General features: G+C 62.0%; 23 protein-coding genes. 18 read left to right on the forward strand and 5 right to left on the reverse strand.

The features are described 5' to 3' along the window. The first annotated feature begins 28 nt into the window (after nt 1-28). A complete protein-coding gene (gene murI, locus EV664_RS15720) occupies nt 29-826 on the forward strand; it encodes a glutamate racemase (protein WP_133496669.1) in 798 nt (265 codons plus the stop codon). A 3-nt stretch (nt 827-829) separates the two neighbouring features. On the opposite strand, the gene EV664_RS19335 is transcribed toward murI, so the two are convergent. After that, the gene (locus EV664_RS19335; protein WP_162848882.1) at nt 830-1,006 is read right to left on the reverse strand and encodes a hypothetical protein; all 177 of its coding nucleotides are present in this window, start codon (nt 1,004-1,006) and stop codon (nt 830-832) included. 224 nt (nt 1,007-1,230) lie between these two features. On the opposite strand from EV664_RS19335, the gene hemA reads away from it, so the two are divergent. Both hemA and EV664_RS15730 read left to right on the forward strand, forming a co-directional pair. Continuing rightward, entirely contained in the window at nt 1,231-2,475 is a 1,245-nt protein-coding gene (hemA, locus tag EV664_RS15725; protein ID WP_373287524.1) for a 5-aminolevulinate synthase, read from the forward strand. 75 nt (nt 2,476-2,550) lie between these two features. Beyond that, a complete protein-coding gene (locus EV664_RS15730; protein ID WP_133496670.1) occupies nt 2,551-3,627 on the forward strand; it encodes an endonuclease/exonuclease/phosphatase family protein in 1,077 nt (358 codons plus the stop codon). Between the two features lie 73 nt (nt 3,628-3,700). On the opposite strand, the gene EV664_RS15735 is transcribed toward EV664_RS15730, so the two are convergent. From EV664_RS15735 to EV664_RS15745, 3 genes are all read right to left on the reverse strand, one after another. Next, nucleotides 3,701-4,354 carry a class I SAM-dependent methyltransferase gene (locus tag EV664_RS15735; protein ID WP_133496671.1) on the reverse strand — a complete coding sequence of 218 codons (654 nt, stop codon included), beginning with the start codon at nt 4,352-4,354 and terminating at the stop codon, nt 3,701-3,703. Beyond that, nucleotides 4,351-5,583, reverse strand: a complete 1,233-nt coding sequence (locus tag EV664_RS15740) for a BtaA family protein (RefSeq protein ID WP_133496672.1) — start codon at nt 5,581-5,583, stop codon at nt 4,351-4,353. Before EV664_RS15740 ends, EV664_RS15735 begins: the two co-directional genes overlap by 4 nt. 287 nt (nt 5,584-5,870) lie before the next feature. Further along, nucleotides 5,871-6,353, reverse strand: coding sequence for a hypothetical protein (locus EV664_RS15745; RefSeq protein WP_133496673.1), 483 nt, complete (start codon nt 6,351-6,353; stop codon nt 5,871-5,873). A gap of 51 nt (nt 6,354-6,404) precedes the next feature. Here EV664_RS15745 and rpiB point away from each other — a divergent pair, with 51 nt between their 5' ends. Next, complete coding sequence (rpiB, locus tag EV664_RS15750) at nt 6,405-6,848, forward strand: ribose 5-phosphate isomerase B (protein WP_133496674.1); 444 nt, start codon at nt 6,405-6,407, stop codon at nt 6,846-6,848. Here the strand turns inward: rpiB and EV664_RS15755 are convergent. Next, nucleotides 6,845-7,306, reverse strand: coding sequence for a DUF3429 domain-containing protein (locus EV664_RS15755; RefSeq protein ID WP_229668293.1), 462 nt, complete (start codon nt 7,304-7,306; stop codon nt 6,845-6,847). The two genes, rpiB and EV664_RS15755, sit on opposite strands and share 4 nt — an antisense overlap. Before the next feature lie 155 nt (nt 7,307-7,461). Between EV664_RS15755 and glyA the strand changes: the two genes are divergently transcribed. The 14 genes from glyA to EV664_RS15825 all read left to right on the forward strand — a co-directional run bounded on the left by glyA (nt 7,462) and on the right by EV664_RS15825 (nt 18,269). Then, on the forward strand, nt 7,462-8,769 hold the full coding sequence (gene glyA, locus EV664_RS15760) for a serine hydroxymethyltransferase (protein ID WP_133496675.1): 1,308 nt from the start codon (nt 7,462-7,464) through the stop codon (nt 8,767-8,769). Between the two features lie 97 nt (nt 8,770-8,866). Then, nucleotides 8,867-9,328, forward strand: coding sequence for a transcriptional regulator NrdR (gene nrdR, locus EV664_RS15765; RefSeq protein WP_133496676.1), 462 nt, complete (start codon nt 8,867-8,869; stop codon nt 9,326-9,328). 64 nt (nt 9,329-9,392) lie between these two features. Next, nucleotides 9,393-9,971, forward strand: a complete 579-nt coding sequence (locus EV664_RS15770) for a NifU family protein (RefSeq protein WP_133496677.1) — start codon at nt 9,393-9,395, stop codon at nt 9,969-9,971. A gap of 39 nt (nt 9,972-10,010) precedes the next feature. Next, entirely contained in the window at nt 10,011-10,604 is a 594-nt protein-coding gene (locus tag EV664_RS15775; RefSeq protein WP_133496678.1) for a malonic semialdehyde reductase, read from the forward strand. 10 nt (nt 10,605-10,614) lie between these two features. Next, entirely contained in the window at nt 10,615-11,235 is a 621-nt protein-coding gene (gene tsaB, locus EV664_RS15780) for a tRNA (adenosine(37)-N6)-threonylcarbamoyltransferase complex dimerization subunit type 1 TsaB (RefSeq protein ID WP_133496679.1), read from the forward strand. Beyond that, on the forward strand, nt 11,232-11,714 hold the full coding sequence (locus tag EV664_RS15785) for a GNAT family N-acetyltransferase (RefSeq protein WP_133496680.1): 483 nt from the start codon (nt 11,232-11,234) through the stop codon (nt 11,712-11,714). Before tsaB ends, EV664_RS15785 begins: the two co-directional genes overlap by 4 nt. A 105-nt stretch (nt 11,715-11,819) precedes the next feature. Continuing rightward, entirely contained in the window at nt 11,820-12,233 is a 414-nt protein-coding gene (locus EV664_RS15790; RefSeq protein ID WP_133496681.1) for a Ros/MucR family transcriptional regulator, read from the forward strand. Nucleotides 12,234-12,352: 119 nt separating this feature from the next. Next, nucleotides 12,353-12,775, forward strand: coding sequence for a Fur family transcriptional regulator (locus EV664_RS15795; protein WP_133496682.1), 423 nt, complete (start codon nt 12,353-12,355; stop codon nt 12,773-12,775). After that, the gene (locus EV664_RS15800) at nt 12,747-13,658 is read left to right on the forward strand and encodes a lysophospholipid acyltransferase family protein (RefSeq protein WP_133496683.1); all 912 of its coding nucleotides are present in this window, start codon (nt 12,747-12,749) and stop codon (nt 13,656-13,658) included. Before EV664_RS15795 ends, EV664_RS15800 begins: the two co-directional genes overlap by 29 nt. A gap of 69 nt (nt 13,659-13,727) precedes the next feature. Continuing rightward, complete coding sequence (miaB, locus tag EV664_RS15805) at nt 13,728-15,035, forward strand: tRNA (N6-isopentenyl adenosine(37)-C2)-methylthiotransferase MiaB (protein ID WP_133496684.1); 1,308 nt, start codon at nt 13,728-13,730, stop codon at nt 15,033-15,035. Nucleotides 15,036-15,129: 94 nt separating this feature from the next. Then, nucleotides 15,130-16,131: a PhoH family protein gene (locus EV664_RS15810; RefSeq protein WP_133496685.1), complete on the forward strand. Its 1,002-nt coding sequence runs from the start codon at nt 15,130-15,132 to the stop codon at nt 16,129-16,131. A 66-nt stretch (nt 16,132-16,197) separates the two neighbouring features. Next, nucleotides 16,198-16,710: an rRNA maturation RNase YbeY gene (gene ybeY / locus EV664_RS15815; RefSeq protein WP_133496686.1), complete on the forward strand. Its 513-nt coding sequence runs from the start codon at nt 16,198-16,200 to the stop codon at nt 16,708-16,710. A 9-nt stretch (nt 16,711-16,719) separates the two neighbouring features. Then, a complete protein-coding gene (locus EV664_RS15820; protein ID WP_133496687.1) occupies nt 16,720-17,625 on the forward strand; it encodes a hemolysin family protein in 906 nt (301 codons plus the stop codon). Nucleotides 17,626-17,717: 92 nt separating this feature from the next. Continuing rightward, a complete protein-coding gene (locus tag EV664_RS15825) occupies nt 17,718-18,269 on the forward strand; it encodes a RelA/SpoT domain-containing protein (protein WP_133496688.1) in 552 nt (183 codons plus the stop codon). Nucleotides 18,270-18,348 lie beyond the last annotated feature (79 nt).

Raw genomic sequence — 18,348 nt, forward strand, 5'->3', positions numbered from 1 at the left:
GCTGAACGGCGGATCATCAGCGCCCGCCATGCACGATGCGCGGCCATTGCTGTTTTTCGATTCGGGCGTCGGCGGGCTTTCCGTGCTCGGCCCTACCCGCGCGCTGCTTCCTCATGCACCGATCGTCTATGCCGCCGATTCGGCCGGATTTCCCTATGGAACGCGAAGCGATGCGGAGATTGCGGCGCGCGTTCCCGCGCTGCTCGGTCGTCTCACTGAACGGTTTCACCCACGACTGATCGTGATCGCATGCAACACTGCCTCGACCATCGCGCTGGCGGCAGTGCGCAGCGCGCTCGACCTGCCGATCGTCGGCACCGTTCCCGCGATCAAGCCGGCCGCCGAACAGAGCGTCACGCGCACGATCGGCGTGCTGGGCACGCTTGCCACGGTGCGGCAGGGCTATGTCGAGGATCTGACGGGGCGCTTCGCAAGCGATTGCACGGTGCTGCGCCACGGGTCGGCGGCGCTTGTCCGGCTCGCCGAAGCGAAGCTGCGCGGCGAGGCAACCGATATTGCGGCATATCGCACCGCGATCGCCGGTTTGTTCGATCAGCCGGGCGGCGAACGCATCGACATCGTCGTCAATGCCTGCACCCATTTCCCGCTGATCGCCGACGAACTGGCGCAGGCGGCACCGCATCCGGTTCGCTTCGTCGACGGCGGGCCCGGGATTGCACGCCGCATCGCGTATCTGACCGACGGTCAAACATGGCCGGAAGAGCCGGTGGCGGGTCGCGCGGTGTTCACACGGCTGGGCGATGCCGAGGCCGCGCTGGCCCCGGCATTGCGCCGCCATGGCCTCGATTCAATCGAGGCGCTGTAGCGATCAGCCGCGTTCGGGAATGGTCGAGTCGGCCAGCTCGCCGTCATGCGCCATGACGGAATAGCGCTGCGCCATCTCGCGATGCGCGCGTCGCGCCTGTCCGTCCTGCGCACGTTCGGCGGATTTCAGCGCCTGACGTTCGCGCCGTTCCCAATATTGTCGATCCGGAAAATCGATCATCTGCTTTCCCTCCGATTCGGAGCGGGAGCGCACTCGGTCTCTCAGCCGCGGCCATGCTCGTGAGTCGGACGGCCACGATGGTTACGGTGTAGCAGAAACGTTGCGCGACCGACTTGATCGAGAGCAAGTTTGACTCGCTTTCCGGGGCCCGTACCCCGGATGAATACGTAGAAACGGCCAAGGCACTGGTATTTGGCGGTCGTTCGGACTACCTCACTGGAATCATGAGCAGCGAAACCCATGCCGCCCCGGGGATCGATTATGACCGCGCCTTTGCGCAGGCGATCGACCGGCTCCACGCCGAAGGGCGCTATCGCGTCTTTATCGACATTCTGCGCAACAAGGGCATGTTCCCCAATGCGCGCTGTTTTGCAGGGCATAACGGCCCCAAGCCGATCACCGTCTGGTGCTCGAACGATTATCTGGCGATGGGACAGCATCCCGATGTGATCGCCGCGATGGAAGAGGCGCTGCACGATGTCGGCGCAGGGTCCGGCGGCACGCGTAATATCGGCGGCAACACCCATTATCATATCGATCTGGAAAACGAGCTTGCCGATCTGCACGGCAAACAGGGCGCATTGCTGTTCACGAGCGGATATGTCTCAAACGAGGCGACGCTGTCGACGCTCGCCAAGATCCTGCCCGGCTGCATCATCTTTTCCGATGAGCTGAACCATGCATCGATGATTGCGGGCATCCGTAATTCGGGCTGTGAAAAGCGCGTGTTCCGTCACAATGATGTCGCGCATCTGGAAGAACTGCTCGCAGCCGAAGACCCGGCGGTGCCGAAGCTGATCGCGTTCGAAAGCGTCTATTCGATGGATGGCGATGTCGCGCCGATCAATGCGATCTGCGATCTGGCCGACAAATATAATGCGCTGACCTATCTGGACGAAGTCCATGCGGTCGGCATGTACGGCGCGCGCGGCGGCGGCATTTCGGAGCGCGACGATGCCGCGCACCGGCTGACCATCATCGAAGGCACGCTTGCCAAGGCGATCGGCGTGATGGGCGGCTATATCGCGGCGGATAAGAAGATCATCGATGTGATCCGCAGCTATGCACCGGGTTTCATCTTCACCACCTCGCTTTCGCCCGTATTGGTCGCGGGTGCGCTCGCCAGCATCCGCCACCTCAAAAGCTCCAGCGCCGAGCGCGAGGGGCAGCAGGCAGCGGCCGCGACGCTGAAGGCGATGATGCGCGACAACGGCCTGCCGGTGATGGATTCGACCACGCATATCGTGCCGCTGATGGTCGGCGATCCGGTTAAGGCGAAGCGGATCAGCGACATTTTGCTCGCCGAATATGGCGTCTATGTGCAGCCGATCAATTTCCCGACCGTGCCGCGCGGCAGCGAACGGCTGCGCTTCACCCCCGGCCCGGCGCATGACGAAGCGATGATGCGCGATCTGGTCGATGCGCTGGTCGAAATCTGGGATCGTCTGGAGCTTCGCCTCGCCGCCTGACAGGCGATAAGGCCGATGCTATAAGCTGCACCCGGCGGACCGGGACTCGTTGTCCCCCTGCCATGGGAGGGGTGCATGACGATCATCCGTTCGCTTCGCTGGCAATTCATCGACCCGCATCGCAGCTTTGTCGCCGAGCGTCTCAAAGCGCTCAAGGCCGCACTGCGCGCCGAAATTCACGACACGACGCAGCAGAACAGCCTGCGCCTCGCCACATGGAATCTGATGCATTTCGGCGATGGCGGCGGCTATGACCGCAGCCCCGAATCGATGCTCTATATCGCCGAGATCATCGATCATTTTGATCTGGTCGCACTGCAGGAGGTCAATCGCGACCTCACCAAATTGCAGGAACTGATCGATCATCATCTGGGCGAGGAATGGGACTATCTCGTCACTGATACGACCGGCGGCGGGCCGAGCGATCGCGGGCCGGGCAATAATGAACGGCTCGCCTTTCTCTATCGCAAGGCGAAAGTGCGCTTTTGCAACGAAGCGGGCGAGATCGTGTTGCCCGAGGGGCAGAAGATCGTCGCGCCGCGCGCCGACGGGTCGAACACCGAACTGCAATTTGCCCGTACGCCCTTTTCGGTCGCATTCCGCGCAAGCTGGCTGAAATTCAAGCTATGCACGGTGCATATCTTTTACGGAACGGGCGCGGCAGGACTTGCCCAGCGCAAGGCGGAGATCGAGCGGCTCGCGCAATTTCTGGCGCAGCGGCAGGAGGATGAGGCAAAGGCGATGGTCGCGCGGGCTCGCTCGCGCGACTGGGCAAAACCTGAAGAGGCAGGATGGGATTCGAACCTGATCCTGCTCGGCGATTTCAACATCATCTCGCCCGAACATGAAACCATGAAAGCGCTGGAACAGGCCGGGTTCGATGTCCCGACCGCGCTTCAGACGACCAATCTGGGCAATGACCATCATTATGACCAGATCGCGATCAAGGCGGCGCATCCGGGGTTCAAAGTGCTGAAATCGGGCGTGTTCGACATGTTCGCTTCGGTGTATCGCGACGAAGACGCCGCCTATTATGTCGATGAGGTAAAACCCCCGATCATCGCAAAGCCGGGACGCGACCGCGCGGCGCAGATCGCTTACTTCAAACGCTATTACCGCGTGCAGCAAATGTCGGATCACAAATTGCTCTAGACCGAACTCTGCGTCGATTATGCGACCGAATATTTGAACGGCATTATCGGCACGGGCAGCCCCGATCCGGGGTTTACCGACTGAGCGTCGCGGCCCAGGCATAGCCGCGATATTTCGCGGTGAAACGGCAGGTCATCCCTTCCTCACGCGCAATATCTTCGAGCGTATCGCGAAGATCGGCGCGCGGGGTCACGTCGAACTTGTCGAGCCATGCGAACAGCCCGGCACGGAATGCGCCGGGTAGCTGCTCCTGCTGCCCGAAATCGACGATATGGAGCGCGCCACCCTCCCCGACCGACTGCGCGGCCAGCCGGATCGCCGCCTGCCAGTCAGGAATCATCGACAGCGTATAGCTCATGAACACCCGGTCGAACCGAGGCACGTCAAACAGCGCCGGGCCGGTGTCCGCCGTCGCGTCGCCCTGCGCCAGCCGGATGCGGTCGCTGAGCCGCTTTCGCGCAACATTGGCGCGCGCGGTTTCGAGCATCGCCGCAGAAATATCGAAACCATAAAACTCGCCCAGCGGCCAGTATTGCGCCGCCGCGATCAGATTGCGTGCCGTCCCGCATCCGACCTCCAGAACCCGCGCCCCCGGATCGGGGCGCAGATCGCGGATCAGCGCGTCGCGGCCGAGCAGATAATATTTGCGGGTCAGATCATAGAAATGCCGCTGGGTGCGGTAGATCGCATCCATATGGCCCGCATGGCCGCCCGCGCCCTCGCTCATTTCAGCACGTAAAGATGCACGCCGCCATAAATCGCCGACCGGTCGCGCCGGGTATAATCGAGCGATTCCGCCGCGCGATAGTCCCAGCGGTCGAGAATTTCCTGCGGCACCCGGCCCGGCAGCAGCGTCGGTTCGGCAGCGGTGCGGAACAGCACGCGCGCGCCCGGCTTTGCGGTGCGGGTAATCGCGCTCCACAGCCGGGTGAGCACTTCGTCGGTCATCCAGTCCTGCGCATCGAGCAGAATGTACCGGTCGAGCGAACCATCGGCCATGGTGTCGAGATAATCGCACATATTGGCGTGGCGGATTTCGACGCGATCCACCCGATCGACCACCGAATCGTAATTTGCGGGCTTCAGATAGGGCGGCAGCGGCGCGTCCGCGCCCTCGCCATAGCCGCGCCCGAATGCCTGCCAGGCGAAATAATTGTCGGCGAGGGCGAAGTCGCAGGCGAGCTTTTCCAGCCGCTGGCGCACCACCGCCGACATGCCGTCAGGTTCGTCGCCGGCCAGCGCCTCATATTGGGCGGGAGGGATGCCGAGGCCGAACAGCGAGGCTGGCTGATCGAGCAGCCAGCGCACGAATTTCTTGTCGAAAAAGGGCGCGAATTTGCTGTCGAAAATCACGCGCTGTTCTTCGATCGTCTTCGCCTCCAGCATGAGGCGCGGATCGACGCCGTACAGCTTCGCGATCCGGTGCGCCGCGCCGATAAACCCGCCGAGCAGCCCGCGCTTGTAAAAGCCGCGCGAAAATCCGCTGATCCGCCGCCGTCCGATCAGCCCGCGCCCTTCCCAATAGCGCCGCGTCGTCTCGTCAAGATGCGGGCGGACATAGGTGAGATAGGCAGCGATATTTTCCTTGCGATTGGCCTGCGCAAAGAAGCGGTGAAACGCCCCATGGTCGGGCAGATGCCGCGCCGCCGCGACCTTCAGCCGGTTGAGCGCGATATGCGCGGTGTTGAGGTCGACCGCCGTGATCGCCTTCGGATCGGCAGTGAGATAGGAAAGGACGTTGCACCCGCCGCTGGCGATCGTGACGACGTGGCAATCGGGTGTGATCGCCAGCGCCTCCAGATCAACCTCGGGGTCTTCCCATATCTGTGCATACACCAGCCCCCGAAATGCGAAGGTAAAGGCGCGTTCGAGCAGCCCCTGTTTCGAAAGCTGCTGATGCCGATGCACCGCGCCGCCGACAGCGCGGCCCGTACCGATGGAAGCCCTGGAGGCCATGGTCGCCAAATCCCGATCCGATTCACCCGCCCACCGCGGCGGGATCAGTCGGCACTAATCGCGCTGTATGACGCGGCTATTTCAATGCGGCTGCGCGATCATGACCGTGGCCATCAAGAAAGCGACATCAGATAGCGAATGCAGATGTTCGTCATCGCGCGAAGCGAAGCGACGAAGCGATCCAGCAGGCGCGCGCGCCGCCTCTGGATTGCCGCGCGCGCGCCCCGGGGTCCGCAATGACGGGGTTAGACCCAGGCCAACCGATACGGGTTCATATCGAACCCCGATCAGTCGCGGCAATAGCCCTCGCCCTGTTTGACCATCAGACAGTCCTGCTTGCCCGCCAGCCATTTCAGCCCGATTTCATCGCCGGTCGCCTTTTTCAGCACATAGTCGCCATCCGGGCGCGAAAAGGCGATGCCCGCTTTGGTCGCCTTGCCGTCATAGGTGCCTTTATGATCGAGATCATATTGCATGGTCAGCGCATAATCAGCGCTCGCATCTTCATCGCCCGGCTTTTTGATGTCGAGATAGGTGCCCTCGACGCCCACCCATTTGCCGACCCATTCGTCATAGCGTCCGGGCTTGACCGGGCCTGCGATCGCATTGCCCATATCCTCGATCCCGTTGCCGACCGCGGCGCTGGTATCGCCCACCGCGTTCGCGATTGCCGCGCCCGCATCCTCGGCGCCGCGCTGCCCCTCAGGGCTATTGCCGCCGCATCCGGAAAGCAGGGCAAGAACGGGGGCGGCAATGAACATGGTACGCATCTTTTCTCCTCCGACTTGGCGCGGGCGGCATTGCAGCGTAAGGAAGCCGCCATGCCACATCGTATCGCCATTGCAGCCGATCATGCTGCCTATCAACTCAAGTCCGAAGTCGCCGATTGGTTGCGCGACGCGGGACATGACGTGCTCGACCTGGGGACCAACGGCCCGGAAAGCGTCGATTATCCCGATTATGGATACAAGCTGGGCAAGGCGATAGCAGAGGGCGAAGCGCGCTTCGGCATTGCCCTGTGCGGATCGGGAATCGGCATTTCGATCGCGGTCAATCGCAATCCGGCCTGCCGCTCGGCACTGGTGTCCGAACCGCTTTCGGCCGAGCTGGCGCGCAGCCATAATGATGCGAACGTCATCGCGCTGGGCGCGCGACTCGTCGGCCCGGAAATGGCGAAGGCGTGCGTCGAACGCTTTCTCGCCACCGAATTTCTGGGCGATCGCCACAGCCGCCGCGTCGACAAGCTGGGCGAGCCGCAGCTTTAAGCGACCATACCGATGGCGAGCGTCATCGCGCCGAGCCCCAGCGACAGCGGAACGCGCAAGCGCAGCCACCAGCGCGGGGCGAATCCGCCGCGCAGCAGCGCCAGATCGATTACCGGACTTGCCAGTATGAACAGGCTGAGCACGATCAGCCATGGGCCGGGCCATGCGGCACTGAACGCCCAGGGAATTGCGCACCCCAGCGCGATGAGCGACGGCAGGACAGCCGCGCCGAACACCCATTGCGGTGCAGGGTGGCTTCGCGCGGCAAGGCCCCACCACGCCCCGCCCAGAAAGCTGAAGATCAGCGCCGCATAAGCAAATCCCATGGCAAGCGCGCCCAGCTGCCAGCCCGGCCCGCCCAGCACGAGCGCGAGCAGCGCCGCCGCCTGCGGCAACAACCCCGCCGCGCCCAGTATTGCAGCGGCAATCGGCATCCGCGCGTTGGTCTGTTCCTGCATTTCGCCTCCCGTCCCGTTTTTTCGCATCGTGCGCACAACCATGGTGGCAATCCATCCGGTCAGCGGATACATAGCCGCTGCCGATGCCCCGCTGCGTGGCGCGCCTTTCGCGCCCGGCGCTAATCGCAACCCGCTTACTTGTTAAGGGAACGCATATGAGCACCAATCCGATCACCGATGTGCAGCCCGATGGTTTCTTCACCCGCGGCCTTGCCGATGCCGATCCCGAGATCTTCGCGGGCGTGCGCCACGAGCTGGAGCGCGAGCAATATCAGATCGAACTGATTGCGTCGGAAAACATCGTTTCGAAGGCCGTGCTCGAAGCGCAGGGCAGCATCTTCACCAATAAATATGCCGAAGGCTATCCGGGCAAGCGCTATTATCAGGGCTGTCATCCCAGCGATGAGGTAGAGACGCTGGCCATCGAGCGCGCCAAAAAGCTGTTCGATTGCGGCTTCGTCAATGTTCAGCCGCATTCGGGCGCGCAGGCGAACGGCGCGGTGATGCTGGCGCTGACCAAGCCGGGCGACACGATCCTCGGCCTCAGCCTCGATGCGGGCGGGCACCTCACCCATGGTGCCAAAGCGGCGATGAGCGGCAAATGGTTCAACGCCGTGCAATATGGCGTTCGCAAGGAAGACCATCTGATCGACTTCGACGAGGTCGAGCGGCTGGCCAAGGAGCATCGCCCGAAGCTGATCATCGCGGGCGGCTCGGCGTATCCGCGCCAGATCGATTTCGCCCGCTTCCGTGCCATCGCCGATGAGGTCGATGCACTGTTCATGGTCGATATGGCGCATTTCGCAGGCATCGTTGCGGGCGGGCTTCACCCCTCGCCGCTGCCGCATGCGCATGTCGTCACCACGACCACGCACAAGACGCTGCGCGGCCCACGCGGCGGCATGGTGCTGACCAATGACGAAGCGATCGCGAAGAAGATCAATTCGGCGGTCTTCCCCGGCCTTCAGGGCGGCCCGCTGATGCACGTCATCGCCGCCAAGGCGGTTGCGTTCGGCGAAGCGCTGCAGCCCGAATATAAGACCTATATCAAGGCAGTGGTCGACAATGCGAAGGCGCTTGCTTCCACGCTGAAAGAGCGCGGCAGCGATCTGGTCGCGGGCGGTACCGACACGCATGTCGCGCTGGTCGATCTGCGTCCGCTCGGCGTTACCGGCAAGGATGCCGACGAAGCGCTCGAACGCGCGGCGATCACCTGCAACAAGAACGGCATTCCCTTCGATCCGCTGCCGCCGGTGAAGACCAGCGGCATCCGCGTCGGCTCGCCCGCAGGCACCACGCGCGGCTTCGGCGTCGCTGAATTCCGCGAGATCGGCAATATGGTCGCTGACGTGCTCGACGGCCTTGCCGCCAAGGGCGAAGCGGGCGATCCGAAGGTCGAGGAAGACGTCAAGAGCCGTGTTCGCGCCCTGTGTGAACGCTTCCCGATCTATCCGAACCAATAAAACACCGCGTTCGTATAGAGTGCAGTCGGGACAGGCTTTCACCAAACCTTCCCGGCTGCGGCTCGCGAACGAAAGAAAGACAGAGTAACCGACCGAGATGCGCTGCCCCTTCTGCGCCCATGAATATAGCCAGGTAAAGGATTCGCGGCCGACCGAGGACGGGGCCGCGATTCGTCGCCGTCGCCAGTGCGAGGCATGCGCGGCGCGGTTCACCACGTTCGAACGCATCCAGCTGCGCGACCTCACCGTGCTGAAATCCGAGGATAAGCGCGAACCGTTTGATCGCGACAAGCTGGTCCGATCGGTCTCGATCGCGTGCCGCAAACGGCCCGTTGGGCGCGAGCAGGTCGAAAAGCTGGTTTCCGGCATTCAGCGCCAGCTCGAAACCGGCGGCGATCCCGAAGTTGCCGCAAAAACCATCGGCGAGCTGGTAATGGAAGGGCTGAAAGGGCTCGATTCGGTCGCCTATATCCGCTTTGCCAGCGTGTATAAGGACTTTACGGAAGCGCGCGATTTCGAGGAATTCGCAGGAACCGTGAACGCGGTCGCGAAACAGTAAAGAAACTTTTCGTTTCGCGCGCCGCCACTTGATCAGAGCGCCGGGGACGCCCAAATGCGCTGCCATGCTGATCGAAACCGAAACAACGCCCAATCCCGCCACACTGAAATTCCTGCCCGGCCGCACGGTCATGGAATCGGGAACGCGCGATTTCGCCGATCCCGAAGAGGCGGAAGCCTCCCCGCTCGCCGAAACGCTGTTCGGGCTGGGCGATGTGACGGGGGTGTTTTTCGGGAAGGATTTCATCTCGGTCACCGCTGCGCCGGGCACGGACTGGGCCGCGCTCAAGCCTGATGTGCTTGCCGTGCTGCTCGACCATTTCTCGGCCGGAATGCCGTTGTTCAAACCCGGCAGCGCTGCGGGAATCCGCGTTCCGGGCGAAGCGGACGTGACGTTCGAAGAAAACCCCGAGGACGCCGATATCGTCGCGCAGATCCGTGACCTGATCGATACGCGTGTTCGCCCGGCGGTCGCCAATGACGGCGGCGATATCGTGTATAAGGGCTTTGTCGAGGGGAAGGTGTTCCTTCAGATGCAGGGCGCCTGTTCGGGCTGCCCCTCCTCGACCGCGACGCTGAAACACGGCATCGAACAGTTGCTGAAACATTATGTGCCCGAAGTGACCGAGGTACGCGCGGTCTGACCGCGACTGACTTTCCGTTTTGACCAAAGGATGATTGCCATGGGTACGCCGCTCGACGATGCCGGGTTGGACACGATTTTTCGCACCGCGCGCACGTTCAACGGCTATACCGATCAGCCGGTTACTGAGGCGGACATCCGCAAAATCTATGACCTGCTGAAAATGGGACCGACCAGCGCCAATCAGCAGCCTGCGCGGTTCGTGTGGTGCACCAGCGACGCGGCGAAGGAAAAGCTCGCCCAATGCGCGAGCGGCACCAATCCCGACAAGATTCGTCAGGCGCCCGCTTCGGTAGTGATCGGCATGGACGAAAATTTCCACGAAGAACTGCCCTGGCTGTTCCCGCATACCGACGCGAAAAGCTGGTTCACCGGCGATGCCGACAAGCGCAAGGAACATGCGTTTCGCAATTCCTCGCTTCAGGGCGCTTATTTCATCATCGCCGCGCGCGCGATCGGCCTCGATACAGGCCCAATGTCCGGCTTTGACCCCGAACAGGTGAACGCCGCCTTTTTCGGCGACGAACCCAATGTGAAGGTGAATTTCATCTCGACACTGGGCCATGGCGACCCGGAAACGATCTTCGATCGCAGTCCGCGGCCCGAATTCGAGAAGTTCAACCGGATCGTCTGACCATTAAAGCGTGCGAACCCTTGTCATAGAAACCGCCACCGCAGCCTGTTCGATTGCGCTGTTCGATGGCGATACGATAATCGCGAACGAACATCAGGTTGTGGGGCGCGGCCATGCCGAGCGGCTCATTCCGATGATCGGCGCATTTCCCGAACAGGGGCGCGCCGAGAGGATATTGGTCGATTGCGGGCCGGGAAGTTTCACCGGCGTTCGCGTCGGCCTTGCCGCGGCACGCGGGCTGGGCATCGGCTGGGGCGCGACGGTCAGCGGATTCAGCTCGACCGCACTGATTGCGGCAGCGCATTTTGCGAACCCGGCAGCGGCCGATGCGCTGATGGTTGTGCTGGAGGGCGGGCATGGCGAAGTGTTCGTTCAGGGGTTCGAAGCGCATCCCCTCCGCCCCGTAACCGCTCTGGCATCGATGAAGCCCGACGCCGCGCTCGGCTTGCTTGGCGGCCGGCAAGCCGTGGGCAACGGCGTTCTCCATCTGCTGGCGATCGACCCGGCGCTGGCCGCTGCCGAAGCGCTTCCCGATGCCGCCTGCACACTGACGCTGCCCGAGTCGCTTCGGTCGCTTCCTGCCGTCCCGATCTACGGACGTGCGCCCGATGCAAAGCCGGTGGCGCCATGACGCGGAAGGCCACGAATTTTCTGCTGCGCAGCGGCGGTGTCGAGGATCTGGGGATTGTCGGCGGACTGTGCGCCTGCGCCTTCGATCCGCGCTATGGCGAAGCATGGACTCCTGCGCAGTGCGCGGGGATGTTCGCATTGCCGGGCGTCTGGATGACGATTGCGGTGCGCGACGACCAGGCGGTCGGATTCGCGATGTCGCGTGCCATATTGGACGATGCCGAGCTGCTGCTGCTGGCTGTCGATCCCGCCGCGCGGCGCGGCGGTGCCGGGCGGGCATTGCTTCGGGCAACAATTGTTGAGGCGCAATTGCGCGGTGCGACCAATCTTCATCTTGAAGTTCGCTCCGGAAATCCTGCGGTTGCGCTATATGCCGAAGAGGGATTTACCAAGATCGGCGAACGGCGAAACTATTATCGCGGCGCGGCGGGCGAACAGTTCAACGCGCAGACTTTTCGTCGCTCGATCATAGAAGAATAGCGTAAATACTCTAATTTTCCTGTTGCATTGCAACGACCGAGCGCTGATAGGGACGGCAAGGGGAAAAACGCAAAATTATCGCCTTTTTGAAGTATGAGGAAAGTAATGGATAATCAGTCGGATATGCAGGAAACGCTGGTGACGCTGACGGCAGACATCGTCGCCGCCCATGTCAGCAATAACAGCGTGGCGGTTTCCGACCTGCCGCTGCTCATTCAAAATGTTCATGGTGCGCTGACCGGTCTTTCCGGTGCAGCCGAAGAAGCCGAAGTGAAGCAGGAGCCTGCCGTTTCGATCCGTTCTTCGGTAAAGCCCGATTACATCGTCTGTCTGGAAGACGGCAAGAAGCTGAAGATGCTCAAGCGCCACCTGATGACTCATTATCAGATGACGCCGGAGCAGTACCGGACGAAATGGAATCTTCCCGCCGATTACCCGATGGTCGCGCCCAATTATGCCGAGCAGCGCCGCAATCTGGCGAAGAAGATCGGTCTCGGCACCAAGCGCCGCAAGCGCTGATTGCCGCCTGAAAAGCCGCTGCGCGCTTTGTCTTTTCGGACAATCCGGCGAAGACAGGCGCGCGCGGTCTTTTCCCGGCGTGCGATCATGGCTACATCGGCCCTGTAAGAAGGAAGCTGATGCCCCGTAAAATCGATCTCGAAGCCCTGTGCCACGAAAAAGGCCTGCGCATTACCGAACAGCGCAAGGTCATTGCCCGCGTCCTGTCCGAAGCCGACGACCATCCCGATGTGGAAAAGGTCTATGAGCGCGCTTCGCAGATCGATTCGGGTATTTCCATCGCGACCGTCTATCGCACGGTCCGTCTGTTCGAAGAGGCGGGCATTCTCGACCGCCATGATTTCGGCGACGGACGCGCCCGGTACGAACCTGCTCCCGAAGCGCATCACGACCATCTGATCGATGTCGAAACCGGCAAGGTGATCGAATTCGTCGATCCCGAACTGGAATTGCTGCAAAAACAGATCGCCGAACGGCTTGGCTTCCGCCTCGTTGATCACCGCATGGAGCTGTATGGGGTCGCGCTCAACCGCAAGGGCTGAGCGGCTGGCGGCTGCCGCCGGTCATCCGCCGCACCACTCCGCCATCGCGCGGATTCGGCTGGCGATGCGCGTGGCGATGATGCTGCTCTGCGCGATTGTCTGCATTCCGCTCCATTATCTCTTCCGGCTGCTGCGCTTCCCCTCGCCCTGGCCGAAATATTTCCTCGCCGCCTGCGCGCGTATTTCAGGGGCGCGGGTAAGCCGGGTGGGCACCCCTCTAAAGCGCGACGTTTTCTATATCTCCAACCATATCGGCTGGATCGATATCCTCGCGATTGCGGGAACAAGCGGCAGCGCGTTCGTGTCCAAGGCCGAAATCCGTGATGCGCCGGTGGTCGGCTGGCTCGCGACGCTGAACCGCACCGTGTTCGTTTCGCGCGAACAAAGGCTGCGCGTCGCCGATCAGATCAACCAACTGCGCGAAGCCTTTGCCGATAACTGGGCGGTAACCGTTTTCCCCGAAGGCACGACGACCGACGGTGCGTCGCTGCTGCCGTTCAAATCGCCGTTGCTCAAGGTGCTGGAGCCGCCGCCTCCGGGTGTATTGGTCCAGCCGATCCTGCTCGCCTACGATGCACGCGGCCGCGATCTTGCATGGATTGGCGATGAGACGGGCAAGGACAATGCGATCCGCGTGCTGTCGCGCGCCGGATCGTTCGGCCTGCGCGTCGTGTTCCTTGACCCCTTCGACCCGCATGACTTTCCGGGGCGCAAGAATATCGCTGCGGAAGCGAAGCGGCGTATTTCGGAGGCGTTCGAAGCGCGCACCGGCGCGCCGCCCGACGACTTTATCGGTCACGACTGGTGGGCGGGACGCACGGACGATCCCGCACGCTGGCCCGATGGCGTCCAGCGCCGGTCCGAAGACCCACCCGCCGCCTGATCGGCCCTCCGGCCTGATCGAACGGCCATGCGTTGTGCGGACACGCGCAAATCAGTATAGCGCCCCGCCATGGCGACATCTCCCAAAACCTATCACGTCAAATCCTTCGGCTGTCAGATGAATGTCTATGACGGCGAGCGGATGAGCGAATTAATGGCCCGGCAGGGGCTGACCGAGGCCGATGCGGCATCGGCCGATCTGGTCGTGCTCAACACCTGCCATATCCGCGAAAAGGCGACCGAAAAGGTCTATTCCGAAATCGGCCGCCTGCGCCGCGACGATGGCAGCCGCCCCATGATCGCTGTCGCCGGCTGTGTCGCACAGGCCGAGGGGGAAGAGATTTCGCGGCGCGCCAAGGTCGATGTCGTGGTCGGGCCGCAGGCCTATCACAACCTTCCCGATCTGGTGGCGAAAGCTGCGTCGGGAAAGCGGGCGCTCGACACCGACATGCCCGCCGCATCCAAATTCGGCGCGCTCCCCAGCCGTCGCCGCGTCAGCCCTTCCGCCTTTCTGACGGTGCAGGAAGGATGCGACAAATTCTGCACCTATTGCGTGGTACCCTATACCCGCGGCGCGGAAATCTCACGCCCCTTCGCCGCGATCGTCGATGAGGCGAAGGCGCTGGTCGACGCAGGCGCGAAGGAAATCACGCTGCTGGGGCAGAATGTGAATGCGTGGGAAGATGACGGGCGCGGGCTCGACATGCTGATCCGCGAACTCGATGCGATCGATGGGCTGGCGCGCATCCGCTATACGACCAGCCATCCCAACGATATGCGGCAGGGGCTGATCGATGCGCATGCCGATGTCGAGAAGCTGATGCCCTATCTGCATCTGCCGGTACAGTCGGGCAGCGACCGCATCCTGAAAGCGATGAACCGCAGCCATAGCCGCGATTCCTATTTGCGCATCCTTGATCGCGTACGCGCCGCGCGACCCGATATCGCGCTATCGGGCGATTTCATCGTCGGCTTTCCCGGCGAAACCGATGCCGATTTCGAAGACACGCTGAGTCTGGTGCGTGAGGTGCGCTATGCGCATGCGTTCAGCTTCAAATATTCTCCGCGCCCCGGAACACCGGCGGCGGGTATGGAGGGCGAAGTCGAAGCGCATATCGCGGACGAACGGCTGCAACGGCTTCAGGCGGTGATCGGCGAAGGACAGGCAGCGTTCAATGCGGACAGCGTCGGACGGCGATGCGATGTGCTGCTCGAACGCAAGGGACGCCGTCCGGGCCAGCTGATCGGCAAATCGCCCTGGCTGCAATCGGTGCATCTCGTCACCGATTCCGCGATCGGCGATATCGTGACGGTCGAGATCGAAAGCGCGGGACCGAACAGCGTCGCCGGCATTGAGCAGATCCGGACGGCCGCCTGACCGGTTGAAAAGGCGAAGCTGCGATTTCGCGGGTTCCGCTCCCCCTTCCGAGCGGCTACGATTGCGAGACAATGGCAACGCTTCAAGGAATTGCATGAGCCGCAAGCCCGTACCCGCCCAGTCCGGCGAACGCAGCCGGGTAGAGGTTACGTTCGACAAGCCGCAGCTCCTCCCCCGCCTGTTCGGCGAATATGACGCGAATCTGCTCGCGCTCGAAGAGCGGCTGGGCGTCTATATCACCGCGCGCGGCGACCGGGTGGGGATCGAAGGGTCCGCCGAATCGGTCGCCCGCGCGCGCGAGGTGTTGCAGGAGCTGCAATCGCGCGTGATCCGGGGCGAAGAGGTCGATACCGGCCTGATCGACGCAGTGATCGCCATGTCGGCCGAGCCCACTCTGGCGGGCATCATCCGCGCGGAAAGCAACAATGCCCCGCCCTCGATCATGATCCGCACCCGGCGCAAGACGATCGTGCCGCGCTCGCTTACCCAGGCCGATTATATGCGCTCGCTGGTGTCGAACGACATCATCTTCGCGCTGGGGCCTGCGGGCACCGGCAAGACCTATCTGGCGGTCGCGCAGGCGGTGGTGCAGCTGATCACCGGATCGGTTCAGCGGCTGATCCTGTCGCGTCCCGCGGTCGAGGCGGGCGAGCGGCTGGGCTTTCTGCCCGGCGATATGAAGGAGAAGGTCGATCCCTATCTCCGCCCGCTCTACGACGCATTGTTCGATTGCATGCCGCCCGAACAGGTCGAGCGTCGGATCGCCAGCGGTGAGATCGAGATCGCCCCGATCGCGTTCATGCGCGGCCGCACGCTCGCCGATGCCTTCGTCATTCTGGATGAGGCGCAGAATACCACGCCTGCCCAGATGAAGATGTTCCTCACCCGCTTCGGCCAGAACAGCCGGATGGTGGTGTGCGGCGACCCCAAACAGGTCGACCTTCCCGGCGGAATTCCGGCATCCGGCCTTGCGGATGCCGTCGGGCGGCTGGAAGGGGTCGACGGAATCGGCGTGGTACGCTTCACCGCCGCCGATGTCGTTCGCCATCCGGTGGTCGGGCGGATCGTCGAAGCCTATGAAGGCAAAGCGGAATGAACTCTTTTCGCCGCTGCGCCGTTGGCGACGCATATCGCACACACGCTATGCACAAAGGGCTGACACATGCTTGACGTCGCCGTTCAGCGCGAAGACGACTGGAACGCGGATACCGACTGGGAGAAGCTGGCCGGAGCCGCGGCGCGCGCCGCGATCGCCCGTACCCCGCAGGCGGCATGGATCAACGATCCCGCGCTGATCGAAATCGCCGTTCGGCTGACCGGCAATGACGAGGTGCATCAGCTCAACCGGCAATATCGCGGGCAGGACAAGCCGACCAACGTGCTTTCCTTCCCGATGATTCAGCCCGACCTGCTCGACACGGTCACGCTGAACAGCGACGATGGCGAAGTGCTGCTCGGCGATATCGTGCTTGCGTATGATGTGTGCGTAAAAGAGGCGGCGGAACGTGAAATTTCGGTCGCAGATCATGCGAGCCACTTGATTGTTCACGGCTGCCTGCATTTATTGGGCTTCGATCATCAGGACGATGCGGAAGCCGAAGCGATGGAAGATATTGAGCGCGACGCGCTTGCCACGCTCGGCCTGCACGATCCCTATTCTGTTCGTGAGGACTAAAGACCCCTAATGTCAGAGGGCCAAAGTAGCGCCGGGAACGGCGACAGTAGCGGCAGTTTATGGCGCGGCATCCGCGCGCTTTTCGTCGGCAGCGAACATGCCGACACGCTTCGCGAACGGATCGAGGATGCGATCGTCGCGCATGAACGCGAAGCTGAGGAGCCGGTAGCGGGCGACCTTGCCCCGATCGAGCTTCAGATGCTCAAGAACCTGCTCCATTTCGGCGAGCGCGATGCAGGCGATGTCGGTGTCCCGCGCGGCGAGATGATCGCGCTCGAGGAACAAACGAGCTTCGACGATATGGTCGCGCTGTTCGCCGATGCCGGGCATAGCCGCCTGCCCGTCTATCGCGAAAATCTCGATACCGTGATCGGCATGATCCATGTGAAGGATGTGTTCAACATCCTCGCCACCGGCGCCGAGCGGCCGGAGAGCATCGCCTCGCTGATCCGCCAGCCGCTTTATGTGCCGCAGTCGATGGGATCGCTCGACCTGCTCGCGCGGATGCAGCAAAGCCGCACGCATCTTGCCATCGTGCTCGACGAATATTCGGGCACCGAAGGGCTGATCACGATCGAGGATCTGATCGAGGAAATCGTCGGCGAGATCGAGGACGAGCATGACGAAGAGCCGCCGCCCATGCTGGTCCCGCTCGACGAGGGCATCTGGGAAGCCGATGCGCGCGCCGAGTTGGAGGATGTCGCCGAAACGATCGATGCCCGACTGGAAGAGGTCGAGGAGGATGTCGACACGCTGGGCGGGCTGGCCTTCGTGCTGGCAGGGCACGTCCCCGAACCCGGCGAATGGCTGGAACATGCCAGCGGCTGGAAGCTGGAAATCACCGAAGCCGATTCGCGCCGGGTGACGCGGTTGCGGCTGCACCCGCCGGTGATCGAGGTTGAGGATGAGGGGTAGCGAGGAGTTGTACCTATTACGCTATTCAAAGCTATGGAATTGAATGTCCTGAAATAGATTGGCTGAGTGCGCGCTGATGCAGAGACAGAACTATGCCCCTCTTACTTGACGGAGAATATCCGGGCGGCTCGCGCAAACGCGTTAGCAAAGCAGGGGAAGCTATACGTGACGGAAAGCCTGCAGCCAGCGACTTCATGATATTAGAACAATGGCGGGCAGCGCACAGACATGTTCTAAATAGTTTTCAAGCTCTACTCCGCAATAGAACACGCGGCCAATCGGTTGTAGTAGCCCAGCGGCATAAACGGCGCCAGACAATCATCGGAAAGTTAAGACGCTTTCCTGACATGAAACTCCATAGAATGGACGATGTTGCAGGCTGCAGACTCATTTTCCAAGACATAGACCAACTGAATATCTTCAGAAGTAATTTTCATCGTGCTAATTTTAAGCATGAACTGCGCAACGCCCCGGGAAAATACGACTACATACAGAACCCTAAACCTGACGGCTATCGCGGCATACACGACGTATATAAATACGACGTAAACAGTCATCATGGCGCTGCATACAAGGGTTTACAAATTGAGCTGCAATATCGTACAATATTTCAACATGCGTGGGCGACTGGTCTGAGCCCGTAGTTTCTACCATTTACGAGTAGAGCCTTGGGCCGTTTTGATGCCCTTCACTGGGCGTGATGGCAACAACCGTATTGGGGGC

Origin of the sequence: Stakelama pacifica (assembly GCF_004361835.1) — a bacterium.
Taxonomy (GTDB): domain Bacteria; phylum Pseudomonadota; class Alphaproteobacteria; order Sphingomonadales; family Sphingomonadaceae; genus Sphingomonas; species Sphingomonas pacifica.

Excerpts from the sequence above, each read along its gene's own strand:
- miaB (WP_133496684.1), top strand. The coding sequence starts at position 13,728 with ATGGCGACATCTCCCAAAACCTATCACGTCAAATCCTTCGGCTGTCAG.
- EV664_RS15825 (WP_133496688.1), top strand. The coding sequence starts at position 17,718 with ATGCCCCTCTTACTTGACGGAGAATATCCGGGCGGCTCGCGCAAACGC.
- EV664_RS15790 (WP_133496681.1), top strand. The coding sequence starts at position 11,820 with ATGGATAATCAGTCGGATATGCAGGAAACGCTGGTGACGCTGACGGCA.
- EV664_RS15820 (WP_133496687.1), top strand. The coding sequence starts at position 16,720 with ATGTCAGAGGGCCAAAGTAGCGCCGGGAACGGCGACAGTAGCGGCAGT.
- hemA (WP_373287524.1), top strand. The coding sequence starts at position 1,231 with ATGAGCAGCGAAACCCATGCCGCCCCGGGGATCGATTATGACCGCGCC.
- EV664_RS15775 (WP_133496678.1), top strand. The coding sequence starts at position 10,011 with ATGGGTACGCCGCTCGACGATGCCGGGTTGGACACGATTTTTCGCACC.
- EV664_RS15740 (WP_133496672.1), bottom strand. The coding sequence starts at position 5,583 with ATGGCCTCCAGGGCTTCCATCGGTACGGGCCGCGCTGTCGGCGGCGCG.
- EV664_RS15770 (WP_133496677.1), top strand. The coding sequence starts at position 9,393 with ATGCTGATCGAAACCGAAACAACGCCCAATCCCGCCACACTGAAATTC.
- EV664_RS15810 (WP_133496685.1), top strand. The coding sequence starts at position 15,130 with ATGAGCCGCAAGCCCGTACCCGCCCAGTCCGGCGAACGCAGCCGGGTA.
- EV664_RS19335 (WP_162848882.1), bottom strand. The coding sequence starts at position 1,006 with ATGATCGATTTTCCGGATCGACAATATTGGGAACGGCGCGAACGTCAG.
- EV664_RS15735 (WP_133496671.1), bottom strand. The coding sequence starts at position 4,354 with ATGAGCGAGGGCGCGGGCGGCCATGCGGGCCATATGGATGCGATCTAC.
- ybeY (WP_133496686.1), top strand. The coding sequence starts at position 16,198 with ATGCTTGACGTCGCCGTTCAGCGCGAAGACGACTGGAACGCGGATACC.
- EV664_RS15745 (WP_133496673.1), bottom strand. The coding sequence starts at position 6,353 with ATGCGTACCATGTTCATTGCCGCCCCCGTTCTTGCCCTGCTTTCCGGA.
- EV664_RS15755 (WP_229668293.1), bottom strand. The coding sequence starts at position 7,306 with ATGCAGGAACAGACCAACGCGCGGATGCCGATTGCCGCTGCAATACTG.
- EV664_RS15730 (WP_133496670.1), top strand. The coding sequence starts at position 2,551 with ATGACGATCATCCGTTCGCTTCGCTGGCAATTCATCGACCCGCATCGC.
- nrdR (WP_133496676.1), top strand. The coding sequence starts at position 8,867 with ATGCGCTGCCCCTTCTGCGCCCATGAATATAGCCAGGTAAAGGATTCG.
- glyA (WP_133496675.1), top strand. The coding sequence starts at position 7,462 with ATGAGCACCAATCCGATCACCGATGTGCAGCCCGATGGTTTCTTCACC.
- EV664_RS15785 (WP_133496680.1), top strand. The coding sequence starts at position 11,232 with ATGACGCGGAAGGCCACGAATTTTCTGCTGCGCAGCGGCGGTGTCGAG.
- EV664_RS15795 (WP_133496682.1), top strand. The coding sequence starts at position 12,353 with ATGCCCCGTAAAATCGATCTCGAAGCCCTGTGCCACGAAAAAGGCCTG.
- EV664_RS15800 (WP_133496683.1), top strand. The coding sequence starts at position 12,747 with ATGGGGTCGCGCTCAACCGCAAGGGCTGAGCGGCTGGCGGCTGCCGCC.
- murI (WP_133496669.1), top strand. The coding sequence starts at position 29 with ATGCACGATGCGCGGCCATTGCTGTTTTTCGATTCGGGCGTCGGCGGG.
- rpiB (WP_133496674.1), top strand. The coding sequence starts at position 6,405 with ATGCCACATCGTATCGCCATTGCAGCCGATCATGCTGCCTATCAACTC.